Source organism: Curtobacterium sp. MCBD17_030, from assembly GCF_003224255.1.
In the GTDB taxonomy this organism is placed as follows: domain Bacteria; phylum Actinomycetota; class Actinomycetes; order Actinomycetales; family Microbacteriaceae; genus Curtobacterium.
This window is the reverse complement of sequence record NZ_QKLI01000001.1, coordinates 424,805-446,119: the sequence shown is the minus strand read 5'-3', so window position 1 is coordinate 446,119 and position 21,315 is coordinate 424,805. Positions and strand designations below refer to the sequence as shown.

General features: G+C 74.3%; 22 protein-coding genes. 7 read left to right on the top strand and 15 right to left on the bottom strand.

The window, feature by feature from the left end:
- Nucleotides 1–12 precede the first annotated feature (12 nt).
- Genes DEI89_RS02040 through DEI89_RS02030 form a run of 3 tightly spaced genes read right to left on the bottom strand, consistent with a single transcriptional unit; the run spans nt 13 to nt 4,027 of the window.
- On the bottom strand, nt 13–924 hold the full coding sequence (locus DEI89_RS02040; protein ID WP_110902340.1) for a glycosyltransferase: 912 nt from the start codon (nt 922–924) through the stop codon (nt 13–15).
- Nucleotides 921–2,510 carry a D-glycero-beta-D-manno-heptose 1-phosphate adenylyltransferase gene (rfaE2, locus tag DEI89_RS02035; protein WP_110902339.1) on the bottom strand — a complete coding sequence of 530 codons (1,590 nt, stop codon included), beginning with the start codon at nt 2,508–2,510 and terminating at the stop codon, nt 921–923. Before rfaE2 ends, DEI89_RS02040 begins: the two co-directional genes overlap by 4 nt.
- A complete protein-coding gene (locus tag DEI89_RS02030; protein WP_110902338.1) occupies nt 2,507–4,027 on the bottom strand; it encodes an aldehyde dehydrogenase in 1,521 nt (506 codons plus the stop codon). The genes rfaE2 and DEI89_RS02030 overlap by 4 nt, the downstream gene beginning before the upstream one ends.
- 209 nt (nt 4,028–4,236) lie before the next feature.
- On the opposite strand from DEI89_RS02030, the gene DEI89_RS02025 reads away from it, so the two are divergent.
- Nucleotides 4,237–5,337, top strand: coding sequence for a glycosyltransferase family 9 protein (locus DEI89_RS02025; RefSeq protein ID WP_110902337.1), 1,101 nt, complete (start codon nt 4,237–4,239; stop codon nt 5,335–5,337).
- Nucleotides 5,338–5,578: 241 nt separating this feature from the next.
- Here DEI89_RS02025 and DEI89_RS02020 read toward each other — a convergent pair whose 3' ends face one another.
- The 7 genes from DEI89_RS02020 to DEI89_RS01990 all read right to left on the bottom strand — a co-directional run bounded on the left by DEI89_RS02020 (nt 5,579) and on the right by DEI89_RS01990 (nt 12,434).
- Nucleotides 5,579–6,283, bottom strand: a complete 705-nt coding sequence (locus tag DEI89_RS02020; RefSeq protein WP_110902336.1) for an SDR family oxidoreductase — start codon at nt 6,281–6,283, stop codon at nt 5,579–5,581.
- 43 nt (nt 6,284–6,326) lie between these two features.
- On the bottom strand, nt 6,327–7,718 hold the full coding sequence (locus DEI89_RS02015; RefSeq protein WP_110902335.1) for a PfkB family carbohydrate kinase: 1,392 nt from the start codon (nt 7,716–7,718) through the stop codon (nt 6,327–6,329).
- Entirely contained in the window at nt 7,715–8,365 is a 651-nt protein-coding gene (locus tag DEI89_RS02010; protein WP_110902334.1) for an SIS domain-containing protein, read from the bottom strand. Before DEI89_RS02010 ends, DEI89_RS02015 begins: the two co-directional genes overlap by 4 nt.
- The gene (locus tag DEI89_RS02005; protein WP_110902333.1) at nt 8,362–9,717 is read right to left on the bottom strand and encodes a glycosyltransferase; all 1,356 of its coding nucleotides are present in this window, start codon (nt 9,715–9,717) and stop codon (nt 8,362–8,364) included. Before DEI89_RS02005 ends, DEI89_RS02010 begins: the two co-directional genes overlap by 4 nt.
- Nucleotides 9,717–10,733: a glycosyltransferase family 1 protein gene (locus tag DEI89_RS02000; RefSeq protein WP_258366059.1), complete on the bottom strand. Its 1,017-nt coding sequence runs from the start codon at nt 10,731–10,733 to the stop codon at nt 9,717–9,719. The genes DEI89_RS02005 and DEI89_RS02000 overlap by 1 nt, the downstream gene beginning before the upstream one ends.
- Before the next feature lie 64 nt (nt 10,734–10,797).
- Complete coding sequence (locus DEI89_RS01995; protein ID WP_110902332.1) at nt 10,798–11,889, bottom strand: glycosyltransferase family 9 protein; 1,092 nt, start codon at nt 11,887–11,889, stop codon at nt 10,798–10,800.
- Nucleotides 11,886–12,434 carry an HAD-IIIA family hydrolase gene (locus DEI89_RS01990; RefSeq protein ID WP_110902331.1) on the bottom strand — a complete coding sequence of 183 codons (549 nt, stop codon included), beginning with the start codon at nt 12,432–12,434 and terminating at the stop codon, nt 11,886–11,888. The genes DEI89_RS01995 and DEI89_RS01990 overlap by 4 nt, the downstream gene beginning before the upstream one ends.
- 130 nt (nt 12,435–12,564) lie before the next feature.
- Here DEI89_RS01990 and DEI89_RS01985 point away from each other — a divergent pair, with 130 nt between their 5' ends.
- The 3 genes from DEI89_RS01985 (at nt 12,565) to DEI89_RS01975 (ending at nt 15,136) form a co-directional block, all read left to right on the top strand.
- Nucleotides 12,565–13,548 (top strand): glycosyltransferase family 9 protein, encoded by a 984-nt coding sequence (locus DEI89_RS01985; RefSeq protein WP_110902508.1) that lies wholly within the window; start codon nt 12,565–12,567, stop codon nt 13,546–13,548.
- Nucleotides 13,549–13,594: 46 nt separating this feature from the next.
- Nucleotides 13,595–13,948, top strand: coding sequence for a PRC-barrel domain-containing protein (locus DEI89_RS01980; protein ID WP_110902330.1), 354 nt, complete (start codon nt 13,595–13,597; stop codon nt 13,946–13,948).
- A 153-nt stretch (nt 13,949–14,101) separates the two neighbouring features.
- Nucleotides 14,102–15,136 carry an SGNH/GDSL hydrolase family protein gene (locus DEI89_RS01975; protein WP_181421456.1) on the top strand — a complete coding sequence of 345 codons (1,035 nt, stop codon included), beginning with the start codon at nt 14,102–14,104 and terminating at the stop codon, nt 15,134–15,136.
- A gap of 42 nt (nt 15,137–15,178) precedes the next feature.
- Here the strand turns inward: DEI89_RS01975 and DEI89_RS01970 are convergent, their stop codons facing one another.
- Entirely contained in the window at nt 15,179–16,015 is an 837-nt protein-coding gene (locus tag DEI89_RS01970; protein WP_110902328.1) for an alpha/beta hydrolase, read from the bottom strand.
- Nucleotides 16,016–16,038: 23 nt separating this feature from the next.
- Between DEI89_RS01970 and DEI89_RS01965 the strand changes: the two genes are divergently transcribed.
- Complete coding sequence (locus DEI89_RS01965; protein ID WP_110902327.1) at nt 16,039–16,497, top strand: NUDIX domain-containing protein; 459 nt, start codon at nt 16,039–16,041, stop codon at nt 16,495–16,497.
- A gap of 10 nt (nt 16,498–16,507) precedes the next feature.
- Here the strand turns inward: DEI89_RS01965 and DEI89_RS01960 are convergent, their stop codons facing one another.
- Together DEI89_RS01960 and DEI89_RS01955 are read right to left on the bottom strand one after the other, a co-directional pair.
- A complete protein-coding gene (locus DEI89_RS01960; protein WP_110902326.1) occupies nt 16,508–17,899 on the bottom strand; it encodes an MFS transporter in 1,392 nt (463 codons plus the stop codon).
- Between the two features lie 265 nt (nt 17,900–18,164).
- On the bottom strand, nt 18,165–19,172 hold the full coding sequence (locus tag DEI89_RS01955; RefSeq protein WP_110902325.1) for a hypothetical protein: 1,008 nt from the start codon (nt 19,170–19,172) through the stop codon (nt 18,165–18,167).
- A gap of 87 nt (nt 19,173–19,259) precedes the next feature.
- On the opposite strand from DEI89_RS01955, the gene DEI89_RS01950 reads away from it, so the two are divergent.
- Nucleotides 19,260–19,529 (top strand): hypothetical protein, encoded by a 270-nt coding sequence (locus tag DEI89_RS01950; protein WP_110902324.1) that lies wholly within the window; start codon nt 19,260–19,262, stop codon nt 19,527–19,529.
- A 61-nt stretch (nt 19,530–19,590) separates the two neighbouring features.
- Here the strand turns inward: DEI89_RS01950 and DEI89_RS01945 are convergent, their stop codons facing one another.
- Both DEI89_RS01945 and DEI89_RS01940 read right to left on the bottom strand, forming a co-directional pair.
- Entirely contained in the window at nt 19,591–20,337 is a 747-nt protein-coding gene (locus tag DEI89_RS01945) for a membrane protein insertase YidC (protein WP_110902323.1), read from the bottom strand.
- A gap of 58 nt (nt 20,338–20,395) precedes the next feature.
- Nucleotides 20,396–20,713 (bottom strand): DUF6412 domain-containing protein, encoded by a 318-nt coding sequence (locus DEI89_RS01940; RefSeq protein WP_110902322.1) that lies wholly within the window; start codon nt 20,711–20,713, stop codon nt 20,396–20,398.
- 67 nt (nt 20,714–20,780) lie between these two features.
- Between DEI89_RS01940 and ybaK the strand changes: the two genes are divergently transcribed.
- On the top strand, nt 20,781–21,266 hold the full coding sequence (gene ybaK / locus DEI89_RS01935) for a Cys-tRNA(Pro) deacylase (RefSeq protein ID WP_110902321.1): 486 nt from the start codon (nt 20,781–20,783) through the stop codon (nt 21,264–21,266).
- The last annotated feature ends 49 nt before the right edge of the window (nt 21,267–21,315 follow it).

The following is a 21,315-nucleotide window of genomic DNA, read 5'->3' as shown; positions in this document are numbered from 1 at the left end:
GCGCAGACGCCGTCAGGGTCGTTGCTGGACCTGCTCGTGCGGGAACTCGTCGGCGAACACGACGTCGGGAGCGTCGACGGAGCGGTCCGTCACCGTCGTCGGCGCCTCGAGGTGCACGGCCCCGGACGGCACGATGCCGGCGCCGCCGAAGCGCTCCATCACCCGCCATTGCGCGACCACGTCCTCGCCCGCGTGCCCGATCGGCAGGGTCTCCCAGAACCCGAAGCCGCCGACCGCCTCGAGCGCTGCCCGGTCGTACAGCGCACAGGCGCCGACCCACGCGACCCGGTAGGGCAGCCAGCCGCCCGGCTCGACGTCGAGCTCGGCAGCGACGTGGGCCAGGTTCGCGGCGTTGTGCAGGGACCAGCGGTCGAAGCCGGGCGTCCCGCGACGCACCACCTCGGGAACGACGGGGCCGTCCCAGACCGCGAACGGAGCGGTCTCGTGCGGGCGGCGGTCCTCGAGGTACGACAGGCCCTGGACGGCGCTCCCGACGAAGCCGGTGCCGAGCGAGCGCAGGGCGTCGAGCATCCGGTGCACGGACCCGGGTTCCAGCCAGACGTCGTCGTCGAGGAACAGGACGGCGTCCGCGGTGGCGTTGGCGAGCAGGAAGTGCCGGTGCTCAGCGAGGCCGCGCCGCTCCGGGTGGGTGAGCAGCGTGACGGGCCGGCCCTGGGCCTCCAGGACGCGGAGCATCGCGGCGACCGCCGGCTGTGCGACGGCGTCGCCCGTCGCGGACTGGTCGCTGAGCACGAGGCGGAAGGCGACGTCGGTCTGGGCGGCCAGGCCGGCCAGGGTCACGGCGAGTTCGGCGGTGCGCCCGACCGTCGGGACGAGGACGTCGACGTCGACGGGGGCGCTCTCCACCGCCGGGTCCGCGGTCGGTCGACCCCACTCGCCGGACCACCGTGCGCCGCGCGTCATGCGTCCCCCGACACGGCGGTCGGGTCTCCCGTCGCCGCTCCGGCGCCGGTGCCGGTGCCGGCCGCGGTCTCGCGGATCCGGCGGACGACCGCGCTCGTGGAGTGCTCGGCGACGTAGTCGACCATGACGACCTCGCCACCGTGCGCGCGGACCACCTCGGTCTCGCTGAGCATCTCGGGGGAGTAGTCACCGCCCTTGACGTAGACGTCGGGGCGGATCCGCTCGATGAGCGGGATCGGGGTGTCGGTCGCGAACACCGTCACCAGGTCGACGCAGGCCAGGGCGGCGAGCACACCGGCACGGTCCTCAGCCGTGTTGATCGGACGCTCCGGTCCCTTCAGGCGACGGACCGAGTCGTCGTCGTTCAGCGCCACCACGAGCAGGTCGCCGAGCTCGCTCGCCTGCCGCAGGTACGTCGTGTGCCCACGGTGGACGACGTCGAAGCACCCGTTCGTGAAGACGATGCGACGACCGGCGCGCCGGGCCTCCTCGACCGCGTCGGCGAGCTGGTCGTGGTCGACGACGGTCTCGGCGGGAGCCGACACCGACGCCACCAGGGCCTCGGCGGTGCACACGGAGGTGCCGGCTTCGCGCACGACCACGTCGGCTGCTGCCTGAGCGAACGAGACGGCCTCGCGCACGGGGGTGCCGACCGCGAGGGCGACCGAGGCCGCGGCGCAGAACGTGTCGCCGGCACCGGAGGCCTGCTGCTCGGAAGCCGGGGTCGCGCGGGTGCGGTGCACGTCGGTGGCCGGGGCCGTGGTGTCCTCGAGCAGGACCGTGCCGTTGCGGTCCAGCGTCACGACGGCGTTCCGCGCACCGGTGACCGTGAGGACCTCTTCCCGAGCGGCGACGACGGTCTCGGCACGTCCGGCACCCTGGCCGAGGTCGCGGCCGAGCAGTGCGGCGGCCTCGCCGGCGTTCGGCGTGACGAGGTCCGGCTGCAGGGCACGCCAGCGCCCGAGGTCGTGCGCGTCGACGACCACGGTGGTCGGTCGGTCCCGCTCGAGGACGGGGACGATCGCGGCGGCGTCGACGCCGAGGTCGTAGTCGCAGACCACGACGGCGTCCGCGGCGGCGGCTCCGTCGACTCCGGCGATGGTGTCGGGGGTGCCCGGGATGCGTCCCTGTACCGCCGCTGCCGTCGCCTCGGCGAGCAGGGCCGTGTCCGCCGCACTCGGCGGCCCGGCCAGGTCGTCGACCCGGACGACCACACGGTCCCCACCGACGATCCGGTCCTTGCTCGTCGTCGTCGCGCCCGGCACCGCGACCAGCCAGCGGGTGTCGACGCCGGCGGCCTCCAGGCGGTCCCGCAGGACCCGGCCGGTCTCGTCGTCGCCGATCAGGGCGACCATCCGGACGTCGGCACCCAGGGCCCGGGCGTTGACCGCGGTGTTCGCCGCGCCTCCCGGGACGGCGATCGTCTCGGTGACGCGGACCACGGGGGCCGGGGCTTCGCGGGAGACCCGCTCGGCTGCGCCGACCGTCCAGCGGTCCAGGATGACGTCCCCGACGACCACGACGACCGGCTGGCGCGCGGCGATCGTGTCGACGACGCGGCGGACCATGCGGACGTCGGCGGTCATCGGACGTCCTCGGCCGTCGCGGTGTCGGTGCCGTGGCTGCCGGCGGTGGACGGGTCGACGGCCGTGCCGGTGCCGGTGCTCGCGGCGGCCGAGCTCGTCGTGCGTCGCGGGGCGGCCTCGAGGTGCACGACCGTGGTCGTCGTCATCTCGTCGAGCAGGTGCGGGCCGTAGCCGAAACCGGAGCCCGACGCGCCGCGCGGCTCCGCGCTGCCGCCGGGTGCGCCGCCGAACACGGCGTTGACCTTCACGGTGCCGACCGGCAGTTCGGCCGCGGCCTGCAGCGCGGTCGCGGTGTCGGCGGTCAGGACGGTCGCGGCCAGGCCGTAGCGGTCCTCCGCGGCGAGGCGCAGCCCCTCGGCCATGTCCTCGACGACGCGGATCGGGGCGATCGGGCCGAACGTCTCCTCGGTGAGGACGAGCATGTCGTCGGTGCAGCCGGTGAGCACCGTCGCCGGGTAGAAGGTGCCCGTGCCCGCGGGGACCGCCCCGCCGGTCAGGACCTGCGCGCCGGCGGCGACGGCCTGGTCGACGTGCTGCTGGACGGTCGCACGGAGGCGCTCGTCCACCAGGGGGCCGAAGTCCGCCGCCGCGGCCGCGGTCTTGCGCTCGGCAGCACGTACCAGGGCAGCGGTGAACTCCTCGGCGATGTCGCGGTGCACGTAGACGCGCTCGACGCTCGTGCAGATCTGCCCGGTGTTCGCGAAGGCCCCGAGGGCGACCTGGTCGGCTGCCCAGACGGGGTCGATGTCGGCGTCCACGACGGCGGCGTCGTTGCCGCCGTTCTCGCGGATGACGTGCGCGCGGGTGCGGAGCGCGGCCTCGGCCAGACGGTCGCCTGTCGCCGTCGAACCGACGTGGGCGTAGACGGCGATGCCGTCCTCGGCCAGGAGCTGCTCACCGGTCGTGGCGTCACCGTCGACGCCGATGAGCACGCCGTCGGGAAGCTCGGCGGCGAGCAGGCGGTTGAGCAGTGAAATGGTGCCCGGGCTCCGCTCGCTGCCCTTGTGGACGACGGTGTTGCCGGCGGCGATCGCGGCGCCGAGGATCCCGCACGCGACGGCCACCGGGTCGTTCCACGGGGTCAGGGCGAGGACGACGCCCCGGGGGTGCGGGACGGCGAAGTCGGCGGCACCGTGGTTGCCGCGCAGGGCTTCGCCGCGGTGCAGGGGGCCGAGCTCGGCGTACTGGATGAGCGTGTTGATGCCGGCCTCGACTCCGCCGAGGGCGTCGCCCGGGACCTTGCCGGTCTCGCGGGTGTTCATCGCGGCGAGCTCGTCGGCGTGGTCACGGAGCCGTTCGGCCGCTGCCCGGAGGAGCGCCCCACGCTCACCGGGAGCCGTCCGGGCCCATCCGGTCGCCGCTGCCCGCGCACGCGCGACCGCGTCCCGCACCTCGTCCGCCGTGCTCCGGCGGGTCTCCGAGGCCACCTCGCCGGTCACGGGATCGAGCACCGTGATCGTGTCCGCGGACGAGTCGTCCGACGACGGAGCGGTGGTGGTGGGGGCATCGAGCGTCATGTGCGTCCTTCTCGTGGTGGTCCGGTCACGTACACCGGGGTTCCCCACGCTGCACTCCTCCTGCTGGACGCGCCCACGGGTCGCGCCGTGGTGTCCACGGGACGCAGCTGGTCCGCGGTCTCGGCACCTGCACCGGCTCCGGTCGGTAGGAACGAAGGGACGCGCGACGGGACACCGGGCAGCGTCGGACGACGAGGAGGACGACAGGCGTGGTGCAGATCGGACGTGGCGGCGATCGCTTCGAGGGGGTCCGCGAGATCGCGGTGCTCCGGGGCGGGGGACTCGGCGACCTCATGTTCGCCATGCCGGCGATCGAGGCCCTGGCCGCCGCGTACCCGGAGGCGCGTATCACCCTGCTCGGCACCCCGATGGCCCGGGTGCTGCTCGCCGGCCGTTCCGACGTCGTGCACGCCGTCGAGGAGTTGCCCGTGTCGCCGGGCGTCCGGGACGGCGGCGACGACGCCCCGGACACAGAGGACTTCTTCGCCCGCCTGCACGGCCGGTTCGACCTGGCGGTGCAGCTGCACGGCGGTGGCCGGAACTCGAACCCGTTCCTGCTCCGCCTGGGCGCCGCGCACTCGATCGGCACCGCCACCGAGGACGCCACCCCCACGGAGCGCTGGGTCCGCTACGTCTACTACCAGCACGAGGTGCTCCGCGCGCTCGAGGTCGTCGGGCTCGCCGGTGCCGAACCCGTCACGCTCGACCCGCGCCTCTCCGTGACGGACGACGAGCGGGCCGCGGTCCGGCAGCGCCTCGGCGTCACCGGCCGACTCGTCGCGATGCACCCCGGTGCCACCGACCCCCGCCGGCGCTGGAGCCCGGAGCGGTTCGCTGCCGTCGCGGTCGCCCGACTCGAGGCCGGCGACGACGTCGTCCTCGTCGGGGACGACTCGGACCGGCCGGCCGCGACCACCATTCGGGCGTCGGTGTCCGAGGCGGTCGGGCCCGAGGCTGCCGCCCGCCTGCACGACCTCACCGGCACCCTGCCGCTGCCGGAACTGCCCGCCGTGCTCGGTGCCGCCGACGTCATGGTCGGCGACGACTCCGGTCCGCGGCACCTCGCCGTCGCGGTCGGCACCCCGACCGTCGGCGTCTTCTGGTTCGGCAACGTCATCAACGCCGGGCCGCTCGACCGCGGACGGCACCGGGTCCTGATGAGCTTCGTCACCCGGTGCCCGGTGTGCGACGTCGACGTCACGCAGGTGGGGTGGAGCGCCGAGCGGTGCGAGCACGACCCGTCGTTCGTCGACGAGATCACCCCGGACCGGGTCCTGGCGGACGTCGAGGACCTGCTCGCCACCAACTGACGGCGGTGGGCCGGTCCGTCGGGGCCGGTGTGGGCCTCCCGAGGTCGCACGACGTGCCGCGCGCCCCTCGCCGAGGGTGCACGATCGGCTGCCGGTAGGCCGTCCGGGCAGCAGCTCGTGCGACCTCGGCGGCGGGCTGGCGGGCGGCGGCACGGCGCGACCGCAGACGGACGGGAGGCCCGGTACCAGCTGGTACCGGGCCTCCCGTCCGTCAGGCGCATGCGCCGGTCGTGTGCACGGCTCAGGGCCAGCTGGGCTCAGTCGCCGGCATGATCGACAGCTCGCGGATCTCGCACCCGGCCGGCTGCGAGAGGGCGAAGATGATCGAGTTCGCGACGTACTCCGGTTCGATGAGCTGTGCGTCCGGACCCGGCTTGTACTGCTCGGTCCGGTCCGCGAAGAAGTTGGTGCGCATGCCGGCGGGGATCACGTTGGTGACGCCGACGCGGCCGGCGGTCTCCGCGGCGAGGGCCTGCGAGAACCCGCGGACGCCGAACTTCGACGCCGAGTAGGCGGTGCCGTGGCCGACGCCGCGCAGGGCGAGCGACGACGAGATAGTGACGACCCGGCCGTGCGTCGCCTCGAGCGCAGGCAGTGCGGCGCGCACGGTCGACGCGGTGCCGATCAGGTTGACGCCGACGATCTTCTCCCAGTTGCCCGACGAGATGGCGTCGATCGGAGCGGGTGTGTCGATCCCCGCCGCGGTCACGACGGCGTCCAGGCCACCGTGGCGCTCGACCGCTTCGGTGACAGCACGTTCGACGGCGTCGGTGTCCGAGACGTCCACGGCGACGGCGTCGACGCCCTCGGGGACGGCGTCGATGCGCAGGTCGAGGACGATCGGGGTGCCGCCGGCCTCGGTGACGGCGGCCACGACGGCTGCGCCGAGTCCGGAGGCGCCGCCCGTGACGAGGACGCGGCCGATGGGGGTGGTGGGGACGGGCATGGATGTCCTTTGCTGTGGTGGGGCAGATGGAGAGCGGTGGGGCTCAGCCGACACGTTCGATCGCGGCGGCGAGCCGGGTGGTGGAGCGGCCTGGGTGGAACGGCACGGTGACGACCCGTCCACCCCACTCGGCGAGGGTCACGGACTCGGGCAGTTCGTCCGCGGTGTAGTCGCCGCCCTTCGCCCAGACGTCCGGGCGGAAGCGACGGAGCGCCTCGTCGGGGGTGGACTCGTCGAACACGACGACGGCGTCGACGCAGTCCAGTGCGAGGAGGAGTTCGACTCGGTCGTCCTGGCCCATGATCGGCCGGTCCGGGCCCTTGAGCCCCCGGACCGAATCGTCCGAGTTCAGGCACACGACCAGGCAGTCGCCGAGTGCCCGCGCTGCCGACAGGGTGCGCGCGTGTCCAGCGTGCAGCAGGTCGAAGCAGCCGCCGGTCGCGACGACGACGCCGCCGGAGGCACGGACCTCGTGGACGACACGCAGTGCGTCCCGGTCCGCACCGGGCACGGCGATCGGTGCCGGTGGCGCGCCCTCGACGAGCGAGGCGACGCCACCGGCGGCGAGGTACGCGGACGCGGCCTCGACCCCGGCCGTGACGGCGTCGGCGATCTCCGCTCCGTCGGCGAGGGCGACGGCGACCCCGGCAGCGAGCCGGTCGCCGGCACCGCAGGGGTCGCCGGCCGTGACGGACGGAGCGGGGACGAACCGGGAGTCGGCGCCGCGGGGCGTGCGGCTGCCGACCAGTGCCCCGCGGTCGCCCATCGTGACGGCGACGGCGCGGACGTCCCAACGGGCGACGAGGTCCGCGGCGGCGTCCGTCGCGAAGGCGACCCCGCTGCCGACGATGCCGGTGAACCGGTGCGCCTCGCTGGCGTTCGGCGTGACGACGGTGGTGCCGGCGACGGGGGTGGCGCCCTTCGGGTGCGGGTCCCAGACGACGGGCGTGTGCCCGACGACCGCAGCGAGCGCGGCACGCATCTCGGCCGCCTCGGTGAGCCCGCGTCCGTAGTCGGCGACGATGACCGCGTCGGCGCCGTCGAGGGCGTCGCGCATGGCGGGCGTCACGGCGGGGACCGGCGGGGTGTCGCAGCCCTCGTCGATCCGGACCAGGGCGTGCTCGCCGACGCGGACCCGGGTCTTCACCGGGGTCGGCGCGCCGGAGGGGCCGTCGACGATGCGGACGCCGGGGAGCAACGACCGGAGCTGGTCCGCGTGGGCGTCGTCACCGAGCACGGTGACCAGCGAGACGTCGTGACCGTCCTTCGCGAGCATGGTCGCGACGAGACCGGCACCACCGGCGCGGCGCTGGTCCGAGCGGACGTCGACGACGGGGACCGGCGCGTCCGGGCTGAGACGATCGCTGGTGCCGCTGACGTCGACGTCGAGCAGCGTGTCGCCGACGACGACGATGCGGAGTCGACGGTCGGTCATCGGGTGCCTCCTCGGCGGAGCGCGGGCTCCATGGCCCGGCAGAGGGCGTGCACGAGGACGAGCTGCGCCTCCTGCACGTTGGCGGACGGGCCGTCGATGGCGATGACGTCGTCCACTGCGCTGGCGAGCGGGTTCGGCAGCGCACCGGTCATCGCGATCGACCGCGCTCCGGCGTCCCGGGCGGCTGCCGCGGCGGCGAGCAGGTTCGGGCTCTTGCCGCTGGTGCTGAGGAGGACGACGACGTCACCGGCGCGGGCGTGTGCGCGGACCTGACGGGCGAAGACCTGCTCGAAGCCGTAGTCGTTCCCGATCGCGGTGACGGCGGAGGTCTCGGCGTGCAGCGAGATCGCCGAGTACGCGGGTCGGTCACCGTCGAAGCGGCCGGTGAGCTCGGAGGTCAGGTGCTGCGCTTCGGCCGCCGAACCGCCGTTGCCCGCGGCGAGCAGGCGACGCCCGGCCACCAGACGGGCGGCGATGTCGTCCGCCCAAGCGGCGATGTGGTCGCTGTGGTCGACGAGGGACGCGATGACGGGCACGGACGCCGCGATGTGCTCGAGCACCGCGCGGGTGCTGGTCGAGGCGTCGCTGGGCGGGGCGTCGACGGTTGGGGTCTCGGTCGTGCCGATCCCGGTCTGCTCGATGGTCATCGGGCGTTCCTCTCGGTGATGGGGAGCGCGGCCTCGGCCAGCGCGTCCTCGGCGGGTCGGACGGCGTCCGGGATGCGGGTGGTGGGTGCGGTGCCGATGCCGCCGACCGGACGGACGGGACGGACCCGACCGCCGGCGACGAGCCGTTCGTAGACGCGCTCGGTGTCGGTGGCGACCTTCTGCCACGTGTACCGGGACTCGGCGCGGCGGCGACCGGCGCGGCCGTAGGCGGCACGGCGCTCGGGGTCATCGAGCAGGCCGCCGAGGGCTGCGGCGAGGCCGTCCTCGTCACGGGGTTCGACGTGCAGCCCGGTGGCGTCCTCGACGACCGTGTCGATGAGCCCACCGACGCGGGAGGCGACCACCGGCACGCCGCAGGCCATCGCCTCGAGCGGGACGATGCCGAACGGCTCGTACCAGGGCGCGCAGACGACGACGTCGGCGCTGCGGTACACCGAGCCCATCGCCTCCTGGGCGAGCTGCCCGCGGAACGAGACGTGGTCGCGGATGCCGAGGTCGCGGGCCAGCGCGTCGAGGCGCTGGTACTCGGGGTCGTCCGGCAGGTCGGCACCGGCCGTGCCGGCACCGCCGACGATGACGAGTTCGACGTCTCGACCGGCCGCGACGAGCTGGGCGACGGCCGCGATCGTGGTGCCGACGCCCTTCCGCTGCACGAGGCGGGAGGCGGTGAGCACCCGGAAGGTGCGCCCACGTTCCTCGACGGGGCCGTCCGGTCGGAACAGCTCGACGTCGACGCCACACGGGACGACGGAGATGGACCGCAGCGGCACGCCGAGGCTCTTCAGCTCGAACGCCTCGTCGGAGCACGTGGCGACGACCTGGTCGGCGCTCCGGCCGACGGCGGGCTCGAGCCACTCGCGTTCGACGGGGCTGGTGTCCGCGGCACCCTGGTGTCGACGCTTGACGACGCCGAGGGCGTGGAAGGTCTGCACGACGGGGATCCGCGTGCCTCCGGTGCGCACCTGCACCTGGCCCACGGCGTCGATGGTCGCCTGGCCGGACATCCAGAAGTGGCCGTGCACGACGTCGGGCCGGTCGACGAACCACTCCGACGCCAGGACCTGCGCGAACGTGCCCATGTAGGGGAGCAGGTCGTCCTTCGGGACGTGCCGGGCCGGTCCCGCGTCGACGTGGACGACGTCGACGCCCGGTCGGAGCGGCACGCGCACCGGCAGCGACGCGTCGTCGCGCCGCGTGTAGACGGTCACGGTGTGGCCTCGGTCGGCCAGTGCAGCGGAGAGCGCGGCGACGTGGACGTTCTGTCCACCGGCGTCCACCCCGCCGAGGGTCGCGAGCGGACTCGCGTGTTCCGAGACCATGGCGATCTTCATCAGATGCTCCTTCCCTGCGGTGCCGCAGCCCCCGCACCGACGGTCGTGGCTCCGGTCCGGGACCGGTGTCGTGACCGCACGTCGTCCAGCAGCTCGTCCCAGTCCGCCAGGAACCGGGGCAGCGCGTGGCGCGCGAGCACGGCCTCCCGGGCGACGAGGCCGCGTCGGCGAGCCTCGTCCGGGTCGTCGACCAGCGTCCGGGAGACCCGCACCAGCTCCTCGACGTCCGTCCCGATCGCGCCGGCCTCGGCGGGCACGGTTCGTGCGGCGTCGGTGGTGGCGAGGACCAGCACCGGCATCGCCATGTGCATCGACTCGATGAGCGAGAGCCCGAGCGAAGTCCACCGGTTGGCGTGGACGTAGGCCCGGCGACGGGCGAGGGCCGCGTGCATCGGGTCGGGCTTGACGTCGCCCATCCCGACGAGCAGGTCACCGTGGCCGAGGTCGTCGAGCTTCTCGGTGCCCATCCCGAACACGTCGACCGGTGCCACCGCGCCGAAGCGGGGGAGCAGGTCGGTGCCCACGACGCGGTTGCGTCGGACGGGTTCGTTGATGACGGCGCCGAACCGCTCGAGCTCACCGGTGTACAGCGGACCGGGGTCGACGACGCCGTGCTCGACGACGGTGGTGCGGGTCGAGCCGCAGTCCCACATCAGGGCGTTCCAGTGCGTGACGTGCGCGATGGTCACGTCGTCGCGGTCCCGGAACGGGTGCAGGCTGTTCGGCACGTCGACACGCGGGGCGTTGTGCTCCACGAAGACGACGGGCACGTCGCGCCCGCCGAGCAGGTCGCGGGCGACCTCGAGCTCCTCCGGTCGCTGCAGGACGACCAGGTCGACCTCGGCGTCGGCGACGTCCTCGGGCGCGATCTCGACGGCGTTCGTGCCCCAGCTCCGGCCACCGCGACCGAGGCCCCAGCCGTCACGGGCGGGGGTCGTGGGGATGAGGTACTCGTGCGGGCCGCGGACGAAGGCGTCCATCCAGCCGCCGTGCACGTGCCACACGAGGATCCGCATGCACTGCCTTTCGGTCGCTGTCGATCAGGAGGAGGAGGAGCAGAAGGAGAAGCAGTGCCGCACGCTACGCACGGGTCTCTGGTGCTGCTCGCAGGGAGTCGTCGTTCGTCCGCAGAGCGCATCCGACGAGCCGTTCGTGGGCCGCGAGCACGTCGTCGACGGTGACTCGGGCCAGGCATGGGTGTCCCGGGACGGGGCACTCGCGGGCCCGTGAGAGCCGGCAGGGCGCGTCCTGGTCGCCGAGCAGTTCCACGTGTTCGGCGTACGGCGCCCACTTCACGGCCGGCACGACGGGCGAGAACAGCGAGACGATCCGGGCACCGACGGCAGCGGCGAGGTGCGCCGGGCCGGTGTTGCCGACGACGACGACCTCGGCCCCGGCCAGGACCGTGGCGAGCACCGCGGGGGTGGTGCGACCGCCGAGGTCGATGCCGGTGGTGCCGGCCACCTCCGCGGTGAGGTCCTTCTCGCCGGGCGAACCGGTCACCACGACGGGGACACCGAGTCGGTCGTAGGCGGCCACGAGCTCGCGGTGGGCGGAGGGCGGCCAGGAGCGGGCCTCCACACTGGCGCCGGGGTGCACGACGACGTACCGGTCGAGTGCCGCCACCTCGTCGGGCAACACCGCGTCGTCGTCGTGCCGCACCCGGAGCCGACCGTCGTCGCCGTCGGGGAGCACGAAGCCCGCGGCCGCCACGATGCGCAGCGCCCGTTCGGGTTCGGGGACGTCCTCGGGCAGGTCCTCACCGGGCCGCAGTCGGACGTCGAGCAGCGAGCCGGGGTGGTCGACCGAGGCACCGGACACCCGGCGGACCCCGGCGAGCCGCAGGAGCATCGCGAGCGGCAGCGGCGACTGGTGGAAGGACGTCAGGACGACCGCCTCGTCGGGTCGCTCCTCGGCGACGAGCGCGCGGAACTCGGCGAGGACGGCGTCGTCGAGCGGCCGGACGGTCTCGGTGACCCAGGGCGCCGCCCAGACCCGGAGCGAGTCGACGCCGGGCAGCAGTGCGCCGGCGGGGGAGCCCTGCGGACCACACAGCAGCGTGACGTGGTCCGCCCCGGCGGCGACGGCTCGGACGGCGGGGCCGGCGACCAGCACGTCCCCGAACGAGTCGAGCCGCGCGACGAGCACACGGCGACCGCTCGGCCCGCTCACGAGGCCCCTCCCGCGGCCCGTGCGAGCACCAGGGCCACGGCCTCCTCGATCGAGCCGGCGACGGTGGTGGCGGCCTCGACCTCGGCGGGCATGGTGCGGTCGGTCGGCACGAGGATCCCCTGGGCACCCGCAGCCACGGCAGCACCGACGTCGGCACCGATGTCCCCGATCACGACCAGGTCGGCGGCGTCGAGCCCGAGCCGGTCCGCCGCGGCGAGCACCATGCCCGGTCGCGGCTTCCGGCAGGCGCAGTCATCGCCGCGGTCGTGCGGGCAGACCTCCCACACGTCGAAGGGCCCGACGAGTTCGTCGACGCGGGCGTTCGTCGCGTCGACCTGGTCCCGGGTCGCCAGGCCCTTCGCGATCGCGGACTGGTTGGTGACGACACCGACGGCGAGGCCGGCGGCGCGGGCCGCGGCGACCGCGTCGGCCGCACCCGCCACGGGCACGACCCGTTCCGGATCGGCGTTGTAGGGAACGTCCACCACCAGGGTGTCGTCGCGGTCGAAGAGCACGCCGCGGAGCGGACGGTCGGAGAGAGCCACACCCCTTCTCTACCGGCACGGCGGCGCTCGTGCCCAACCGGTGCCGGAACCGTGGCGAGCCGTGGCGCGCGGTGGACAGGGTGCTGCCTCCCGCGGACGGGACGGTCTCGTCCCGGTAGCGTCGGTCCACGTGACCGCCGTACCCACCCTGCCCCCGTCCGACGGCCGCCCCGAGCTCGTCGTGCTCCGGGCGATCAAGCTCGGCGACCTGCTCGTCGCCGTGCCCGCGCTGCACGCCCTCCGCCGGGCCTTCCCGGGGCACCGCATCACCCTCGCCACGACCGCCTGGCTCGCCCCGGTCGTCGAGCTCGTCACCGACGTCGACGTCCACCTCGCCCAGCACGGCCTGGACCACCCGATCCACGTGCCGACCGGCGTCGTCGACGTCGCCGTGAACCTGCACGGTGCCGGACCTGAGTCGGGCGACCTCATCGACGCGCTGCAGGCGCGTCGCGTGATCGGCCACGGCGCCCCCGACGGTCCGGAGTGGCGGCACGACGTCCACGAACGCGTCCGGTGGGCGGGTCTCATGACCGCCCACGGCATGCCCGCCGACCCGGACGACGTGTCGATCGCGGTCCCGGCCGTCCCCGCTGTCGTGCGTGGTGCCGCGGTCGTGCACGTCGGCGCCTTCCACGGCGCCCGACACTGGCCAGTCGACCGGTTCGCCGACGTGGTCCGCGGACTCGTCGCCCGCGGGCACCACGTGGTCCTGACGGGAGGCGCGGACGACGTCGAGCGCGCGCTGGCCGTCGCCGAGCTGGCCGGGCTCGACGACTCGGCGGTCCTCGCCGGACGTCTGGACCTGCAGCCGTTCGCCGCCGTCGTGGCCGCCGCGAGCCTCCTGGTCACCGTCGACACGGGAGCGGCGCACCTGGCCTCCGCCTACCGGATCCCCTCGGTCGTGCTCTTCGGCCCGGCGCCACCCGAGGCCTGGGGGCCGCCCTCCTCGGGCCCGCACGTGGTGCTCACCGACGCGTCCGTCCGCCGCGGCGACGTCTTCGCCGAGGACCCGGACCCGGCCATCCTCGCCGTCAGCGCGGACGACGTCCTCGCTGCGGTCGACGGACTGCGCGTGACGCCCGCCGTCACCGCACCCAGCGCCGATCGGTAGCGTCGATCCGACGGCACGGACGGTCCGGCCGTCGAAGGGAGCCGCCGTGTTCGAAGCAGCCAACATCCGGGACTGGATCGGCCTGCCGGTCGTCGACGCCCAAGAGGACAAGATCGGCAACCTCGAGAGCATCTACTACGACACCGCGACGCAGCAGCCGGCCTTCGGGGCGGTGACCACGGGCGTCGTGGGCAAGAAGCTCGTGTTCGTGCCGCTCGTCGGCGCCACCGTCGCGCCGAAGCACCTGCTCGTGACGTTCGACAAGAAGACCGTGAAGGACGCGCCCTCGATCGCGACCGACGGCGAGCTCGACGCGGCGACCGAGCCGGAGCTCTTCCAGCACTACGGCCTCGACTACCAGGTCGGCGTCGGCGGCGAGCGTCGTCTCGGGCGGCGCTGAGTCCTGTCCACCGGACCGGCGTCGTTCCAGGGAGGGTCGAGCGTGACCGGCTAGCCTGGTCCGCTCGACCCTGACCCGAACCTCCCGGAGCCCACCCTGCGCCGTCCGTCCCGTGCCCGCGAGCGCGCCACCCGTGTGGTGCACACGCTCGTGGTGTCCGTCGTGCTCACGGGTGTGGCCCTGGTGGGTGGGCCGGGGTCTGCGCTCGTCCCGCAGGCCGCGGTCGCCGCGCCGCAGTGGCCGGTCCCGCAGCCCTTCCCGGCGACCGAGGACCCGCCCGAGACACTGACGGACCTGCCGCCGGGCAGCGAGTACGTCGCACTCGGCGACTCGTACTCGGCCGGGTACGGGCTGGCGAACCCGACGGGTCTGCCGGTCGGTGCCTGCGCGCAGTCCGGCCGGGACTACCCGCACCGCATCGCAGCACGGTTCGGGCTCGCCCTGACGGATGTCACGTGCGCGGGAGCGACCAGCGAGGACGTCCGGGAGCGCACGCAGTGGCGTGGCGCACCGCCGCAGATCGAGGCCCTGTCCGATTCCACCCGGCTCGTCACCCTGACCATCGGTGGCAACGACGCCGACCTGTTCGGCACCGCTGCATCGTGCATGGCGCTGTCGGCCTCCGGGCCGGTCTTCTCCGGCAAGAACGCGCCGTCGTGCCGGAGCACGCTCGACGTCGACGGGGTCGACACCCTCCGGGCGAAGATCGAGAGCCGCGTCGCCCTGGGCATCGCGGAGACGCTGGCGGACATCCGTCGGGCGGCTCCGAACGCCACGGTCCTCCTGGTCGGGTACCCGGCGATCTTCCCGGATGCCGATCACACCCCGGAACGCGGGTGCTTCCGGCCTGCCGTCGACCTCGGCACCCTCGCCGGTCGGTTCCCTTCGGACACGTACCCCTTCACCGACACCGACGTCCGGTGGCTGCACGGGATCCAGGAGCAGCTCGACGAGGTCGGGCAGTCCGCCGCCCGCGCCGCCGGGGTCCGCTTCGTCGACGTCTTCGACACGACCCAGGCCCACTCGGCCTGCGCCCGATCCGGCGCGTACGTGTCGGGGGTCTCGCTCGACTCGTTCGGCGGGTTCAGCAGCATCGACCTCGAGCCCGGAGCGCTGCACCCGAACACCGCCGGTGTCCGGTACCTGACCGGCCGGCTCGACGCGGAACTCCGCGAGCTCCTCGGCTGACGTCCTGCTGCTGCAGGACGGGTCGCGGCGCCGTCGGGCATCTCAGGCGCGCAGGACCTCGGCGAGGCGGTCCATCAGCGTCGGCACCGTCGACAGGACCGCGATGTGGCCGTCGTCCGGACGCTCCTCGTACGCCGCCCCGGGCATCGCCTCGGCCAGCGCTCGGCCGTGCGCCACCGGGACGACCCGGTCCCGCCTGCCGTGCACCAGGAACGTCGGCACCGTGACCGCCGACAGGGCGAACCCCCAGTCCGTCACGAACGCCACGTCGTCGTCGACCCCGCCCTGGAGGCCCGACCCGCCCGCCGCCGTCGCGTCCTTCCCCAGTGCGGCCCAGTCACCGTCGAGGGCGGCCCAGTCGGTGTCGACGAACTGGGACGGGTCGAAGGCGGCGGAGGCTGCCCAGGTGATGCGGGCCTGGCGTCCGGCGGTGGCGGCGCGGAGGCCGCCGTCGTCCGCCATGCCGTCCCACCAGGTGGGCGAGTCGTCGAAGGGAGCGGGCGAGGCGAGGGTCGCGACCGCGGCGACCCGGTCCGGCAGGAGGGCCGCAGTGGCGAGGGCGTGCGGTCCGCCGCCGGAGCCACCGAGCGCGGCGACGCGGTCGATGCCGAGGGCGTCGAGCACCTGCTCGAGGTCGTGTGCGCCGTCGGCGACCCGCCGACCCGGCAGCGGGTCGGCCCCGCCGTACCCGGGGCGGGTGACGGCGACCAGGCGCAGGCCGCGGTCGGTGGCGGCGCTCCGCAGCGGTTCGAAGAGCACACCGGTGTGGGGAGACTCGTGGTGCCAGACGAGCGTCGGCCGGCCGCCGTCGACGCCGTGGTCGGGAGCGGTGTCGTCGACCAGGACGGAACGGCCGTCGCCGAGCTCGATGGTCTGCATGCGCGCGAGGGTAGTCTCCGACCGTGCCCCCTCGCTCTGCCGGACTGCTGCTGCACCGCGGCACCGGCCCGTCGCTCGAGGTCTTCGTCGCTCACATGGGCGGCCCGTTCTGGCGTCGACGTCCGCGCGCGTGGTCGATCCCGAAGGGGGAGATCGAGGCGGGGGAGGACACGCAGGCGACGGCCCTCCGCGAGTTCGGCGAGGAGATCGGCATCCCCGCCCCCGACGGCACACCGGAACTGCTCGGCGACTTCCGGCAGGCGTCCGGCAAGGTCGTGACGGTGTGGACGCTCGACGCACCGGACTTCGTGGTCGAGGTCGTCCGGAGCAACACCGTGTCGCTGGAGCTGCCCCGCGGATCGGGCCGTTTCGTCGAGGTTCCCGAGGTCGACGATGCCCGCTGGGTGCCGCTCGCCGAGGCGCGGGGACTCGTCGCCGCCGGTCAGGTGGCCGCGCTCGACGCCCTGGCGTACCGGGGCTGAGCGCTGCCGGCTACCGCTCGCGGACGGTCCGAACCGACCCCGTGGCGATCTGGATGGACGCGGTCGCGGCACGGTGCACCGTGGCGACGGACCCGGTGACGGTCTGGATCGCCCGGCTGACGGTCGGGATCGAGCTCGTGACGACGGCGAGCGACGACGTCAGCACGTGGATCGACGACGTGCTGAGGTGCGGCTGCGTCGTGGCGTGCACCGGGAAGCCGCGCTTGGCGAAGGCCACGACGGAGAGCCCCGCGACCAGGACCAGCGCGCCCGCGAACGGCAGCGTCTGCAGTCCGGACAGGCCGAGCACCTGACCGCCGATCGCGGCGCCGCCGGCGATGCCGATGTTCGAGGCCCCGTTGACCAGGGCACCTGCGATCTCCGGACTGACCCCACCGGTGCGGATGGCGGCGGCCATGAACAGCGTGCCGGTCGTGCCGTTCGCCGCCATCCAGACGCCGGCGACGACCATCGTGCCGACCAGGGATCCGTGCGCGAACGGCATCACGACGAACGCGGCGGCCATCGCGGCGATCGCGGCGATCAGCGTCTGGCGGGGAGCCCGGTCGACGAACACCCCGGCCAGCCAGAGGCCGATCACGCCGGTGCCGCCGAGGACGAGCAGGGCGCCCGAGACCATGCCGACGTCGAGTCCGGCGTCGATGACGTAGGGACCGATGTACGTGTAGACGACGTAGTGTCCGGCGAAGAGCAGCAGGTCGGCGACGACGACCGACAGCAGTCCGGTGCGCGCCCAGGCCTTCGGCGAGCCGACGTGCGGCGACGCGGCTCCGCGGACGGCGGGCAGGCACACCGCGGCCACGACGGCGAGCAGTGCGGCGCACGCCGCGACGCCACCGACGGCAGGGCGCCACCCGACGGACTGCCCGACGCCGGTGGCGAGGGGAACGCCGATCACGAAGCCGAGTGAGCTGCCGGAGTAGACGAACGCGATGGCGCGGCCGGCGAGCCGGGGCGGAACGATCCGCGTGGCGTAGGCCGAGGCGACCGAGAAGAACAGGGCGTGCGCGATGCCGCCGACGACCCGTCCGGCGCAGACCACGGCGAAGGACGGGGCCAGGGCGACGAGCGCGTTCGACACCGTGTAGCCGACGAGGGTCGCGACGAGGACCGTCTTCCGGGGGAGCTTCGCGGTGAGCGAGGTCAGGGGGAGTGCGAGCAGGGCGACGGCCGCCGCGTACACCGTGATGACGATGCCCATGGTGGACTCGGTGACGCCGAGGTCCTCGCTCATGGTGCCGAGCAGGCCGACCGGCATCAGTTCGGTGGTGATGGCGAAGAACGTGGCGAGGCCGAGGACGGCGATCCCGATCACCGACGACGTCGTGACGGTGATCGGCGTCGTGTGCGGCTGGACGGTTCGGTTGCTGGTGGTGGACACGGCGGCTGACCTCCTCGAGGACGTGCGAGGAGCGCGCGGGAACGACGGGGTGTTCGACCGGTCGGGGCGCGCTCGCGGGTGGTGGGCGGGGATGTGGAGATGTGGTTCTGGCCACTCCACGGCGAGTGCGCTCCACCCAGTGTTGCACGGCCCGCGTCGATCACGCGAGGACCCCCAGGTCGTTCTCGCGATGCTCTCAGGAGCGCTCCAATGCCCGGCCTCTCGGGGGGTTGGGGGGGGGGGGGGAGCGGAGCGTGCCCGCGGATCAGTACAGCGGCGCGGGCGAGCTCGTCACGGTGCCACGGACCGCGCCGCCCACGACCCGCAGCCAGAGCGTGCCGCTCGACGAGGTGTCGGACAGCGAGACCGCCCCGTGCAGGGCGTCGTCCCGGGGGTAGCAGGCGCTCGTGCCCTGCCGCCGGTCGGCCGTCGCCACGAGGCAGATCGTCGAGCTGTCCCGTCCGACGCCGGCCCAGACGTTCCAGGGCGTTGCTGCGTCATCGCCCGCCAGTGACCGGTTCGTGAACACGAGTCGGGTGGTGTGCAGCGACACCGGCGCGTCGATCCCGCCGGGCAGTTGGTCGGCGTAGGTCTGCGGCAGGTCGAGCATCTGCTCGAGCGTCACCGTCCCCGCTGCGGGCGTCGTCACCGTGGTCGCCGGCTCGGCGGTGCTGCGGGTCCCGATCGACAGGCCGACGCCCGTCCCCGCGACCAGGCCGATCACGACGGCGGCGCCCCCGAGCGCCCACAGCACGGTCCGGTCGGTCCGCCGGACCCGCCCGAACACCACCCGGGCGCGGCGGGCGAGGCCGCCGGCCGGGAGGCCCGCCCCGCGACGTCCGTCGGCGGTCGCCCCGGACGGCTGGTCGCGCTCGACACCGTCGGTCACCGACGACGGGGCGTCTCCGGCGTCGCCGGTGTCGTCTCCGGGCTCCGTCCTCCCGGTCGGGTGGACGTCGGGCCCGGCGGTCCGGATCGTCGGCGCGACGTCCGGGGTGGTCGCGACGTCCGGGGCGGGGGCAGCCTCGGGAACGACCGGTGCCGCGCTCGGAACGCCCGGTGCAGCAGCCGCGACGACCTGCGCACCAGGACGACGACCCCGACGCGGCCCCGCGGCGGGGGCGACGGTCGTGACGGGCCGTCTGCGTGCCTCCCGGTCGAGGTCCGCCAGCGCGATGCGGGCGCGCGCCGCGTCCGCCGGGGTCGACCCTGCGCCCCAGGCGATGTGTTCGAGACGCGCTCGTGCTGCCGCGTCGTCGTCGGTCCGGCTCATGCGCGCTCCTCGTCGTCACGCCTGCTGTCATGCTGCCACCGGTACGGCGACGGCGCGCACCCAGACCTGGGGGAGTACGCCCGAGGGATGACCGATGCGCAGAACGACCAGGCCGCCGACCAGACAGACCCCGCCGTCCCCGCCGACGCCACCGGTTCGACACCGCAGGACGTCGACGAGGAGACGCTCGAACCGCTGAGCCACGACACGCAGTCCGGCGAGGCCGACTACGTCGCGACGAGCCCGGGTGGCAGCGGCACCGAGCGGCACGTCCCGCTGCCGGAGGAGGAGCAGGGCCGCGACACCGAGTACGACCCGGTCGACCAGGGGCCGCAGCAGGAGGGCCAGGGCGGCTAGAGCCGACCGGGCCGCCGGGGCGGCCGCGGCAGGGCGGCCGGTCCGACCGCGCCCACGCCCGCTACCGGAGCACCCGCCGCAGCACCGCCCGCTCGCCGAGCGTCCACACCGCACTCGTCAGGACGTACAGGGCGGCGGCCAGGGGCGCGATCGCGGCGAACCCGACCGAGACGAACGGCACCCACCGGGCGATCCCGGTCATCGCCGCCGTGCCGGGCAGACCCGGATCGACCGGGCCGGCCGGGGGGACCGGGTTCCAGTGGAGTTGGGCCCGCCGGGTCAGCTCGACGACGACCGCCAGGGCGAGGAGCAGCAGGAGCACCACCCAGGCGTGGACCCACAGCGGCGACGTGACGACCGCCACCGCGGACTGTGCCAAGGGGATGCCGGCCAGGGTGGCCCGCAGCAGGGTGTTCACGGTGCCGTCGATGCTCGCGTGGGTGAACAGCGTGTACAGCAGCGACACGACCGGCGCCTGTGCGAGCACCGGCAGGCACCCGGCGAGTGGCGACACCCGTTCGCTCGTGTACAGCTCCTGCAGGGATCGCTGGAACCGGGCGGTGTCCTGCCCCGCCCGTCGGCGGAGCTCCGCGATCCGGGGTGCCAGACGACGCCGATCCCGTTCGGCGCGCACCTGCAGGACGGCGAGGGGGACGAGGAGCACCCGGACGGCCACGGTCAGCAGGACCACGGCGAGCGTCGCGGCGGCCGTCCCGGCGACGGGGGTGAGCAGGTCGGTGAGGCTGGTGACGAGTGCGGAACCGGCGCGCAGCAGTGTGCTGAGGCCGGGCAGGGTGGTGATGTCCATGACGGAGGTCCTTCGATCGGAGGGTCGGGAGCGTCTGCGGCCCCGACACCGATCGGTGTCAGACCGCCGGGGCGGCTCCCGGTGCCCGCGGTCGCGGGTGCCCGTCGGCGTCGGGGTCGCTCCAGGCGATCCGGGTCACGAGGTCCGGCGTCGTCCGGGAGGCCCGCGGTGCGCCCGGAGCGCCGACTCCCGTCAGGACCGCGACCAGTCGGAGGACGAGCAGTGCCGCGGCGAGCGCGGCGACCGCGGTCACGGTGATGCCGACCGCGCCGAGCCCGAGTGCGGCGGCGGTCAGCGCCGGCAGCGAGCCGAGTGCCGCGGGGTCGAGGCCGTGCACGGCGGAGAGCCCGCGGAGCAACACCTCGATGACGGTCATGGTGCGGCTCAGCGTAGCGCCCGCGTGGCTCCGAGGCCGTGACGGTCGACCGGGGCAGGATCGGGGCATGAGCGCAGCTTCCCCGAGCACCCCGGCGACGCTCGCGCTGGAGCGGGCGGGCGTGCCGTTCACGCCGCACGTCTACGAGCACCACGAGAGCGCGACGAACTTCGGGGAAGAGGCTGCCGCGGCGCTCGGGCTCCGCGAGGAGCAGGTGTTCAAGACGCTCGTCGTGTCGGTCGACGGCGACCTGGCCGTGGCGATCGTTCCGGTGGCCGACCGTCTGGACCTCAAGGCGATCGCGGCGGCGGTCGGCGGCAAGAAGGCCTCGCTCGCTGACCCGTCCCTGGCAGAGCGGCGGACCGGGTACGTCGTCGGTGGCATCAGTCCCGTCGGGCAGAAGACGCGCCTGCGCACGGTGCTCGACGCCTCGGCGTCCGAGCACCCGACGATCTTCGTGTCCGGGGGTCGCCGCGGCTTCGACATCGAGTTGTCGCCGGCGGACCTGGTGCGGGTCACGGATGCGAGCACGGCGCCCATCGCCCGGAGTTGAGTCGATCCGCCGCAAGTTCTTCCTCTGACCGGGAATGAGCACGGTCCCC

What these genes read in the sequence shown, in the direction of transcription:
- DEI89_RS02040 (WP_110902340.1), bottom strand. Translation starts at nt 924, where the DNA reads ATGACGCGCGGCGCACGGTGGTCCGGCGAGTGGGGTCGACCGACCGCG.
- rfaE2 (WP_110902339.1), bottom strand. Translation starts at nt 2,510, where the DNA reads ATGACCGCCGACGTCCGCATGGTCCGCCGCGTCGTCGACACGATCGCC.
- DEI89_RS02030 (WP_110902338.1), bottom strand. Translation starts at nt 4,027, where the DNA reads ATGACGCTCGATGCCCCCACCACCACCGCTCCGTCGTCGGACGACTCG.
- DEI89_RS02020 (WP_110902336.1), bottom strand. Translation starts at nt 6,283, where the DNA reads ATGCCCGTCCCCACCACCCCCATCGGCCGCGTCCTCGTCACGGGCGGC.
- DEI89_RS02015 (WP_110902335.1), bottom strand. Translation starts at nt 7,718, where the DNA reads ATGACCGACCGTCGACTCCGCATCGTCGTCGTCGGCGACACGCTGCTC.
- DEI89_RS02010 (WP_110902334.1), bottom strand. Translation starts at nt 8,365, where the DNA reads ATGACCATCGAGCAGACCGGGATCGGCACGACCGAGACCCCAACCGTC.
- DEI89_RS02005 (WP_110902333.1), bottom strand. Translation starts at nt 9,717, where the DNA reads ATGAAGATCGCCATGGTCTCGGAACACGCGAGTCCGCTCGCGACCCTC.
- DEI89_RS02000 (WP_258366059.1), bottom strand. Translation starts at nt 10,733, where the DNA reads ATGCGGATCCTCGTGTGGCACGTGCACGGCGGCTGGATGGACGCCTTC.
- DEI89_RS01970 (WP_110902328.1), bottom strand. Translation starts at nt 16,015, where the DNA reads ATGCAGACCATCGAGCTCGGCGACGGCCGTTCCGTCCTGGTCGACGAC.
- DEI89_RS01955 (WP_110902325.1), bottom strand. Translation starts at nt 19,172, where the DNA reads ATGAGCCGGACCGACGACGACGCGGCAGCACGAGCGCGTCTCGAACAC.
- DEI89_RS01950 (WP_110902324.1), top strand. Translation starts at nt 19,260, where the DNA reads ATGACCGATGCGCAGAACGACCAGGCCGCCGACCAGACAGACCCCGCC.
- DEI89_RS01945 (WP_110902323.1), bottom strand. Translation starts at nt 20,337, where the DNA reads ATGGACATCACCACCCTGCCCGGCCTCAGCACACTGCTGCGCGCCGGT.
- DEI89_RS01940 (WP_110902322.1), bottom strand. Translation starts at nt 20,713, where the DNA reads ATGACCGTCATCGAGGTGTTGCTCCGCGGGCTCTCCGCCGTGCACGGC.
- ybaK (WP_110902321.1), top strand. Translation starts at nt 20,781, where the DNA reads ATGAGCGCAGCTTCCCCGAGCACCCCGGCGACGCTCGCGCTGGAGCGG.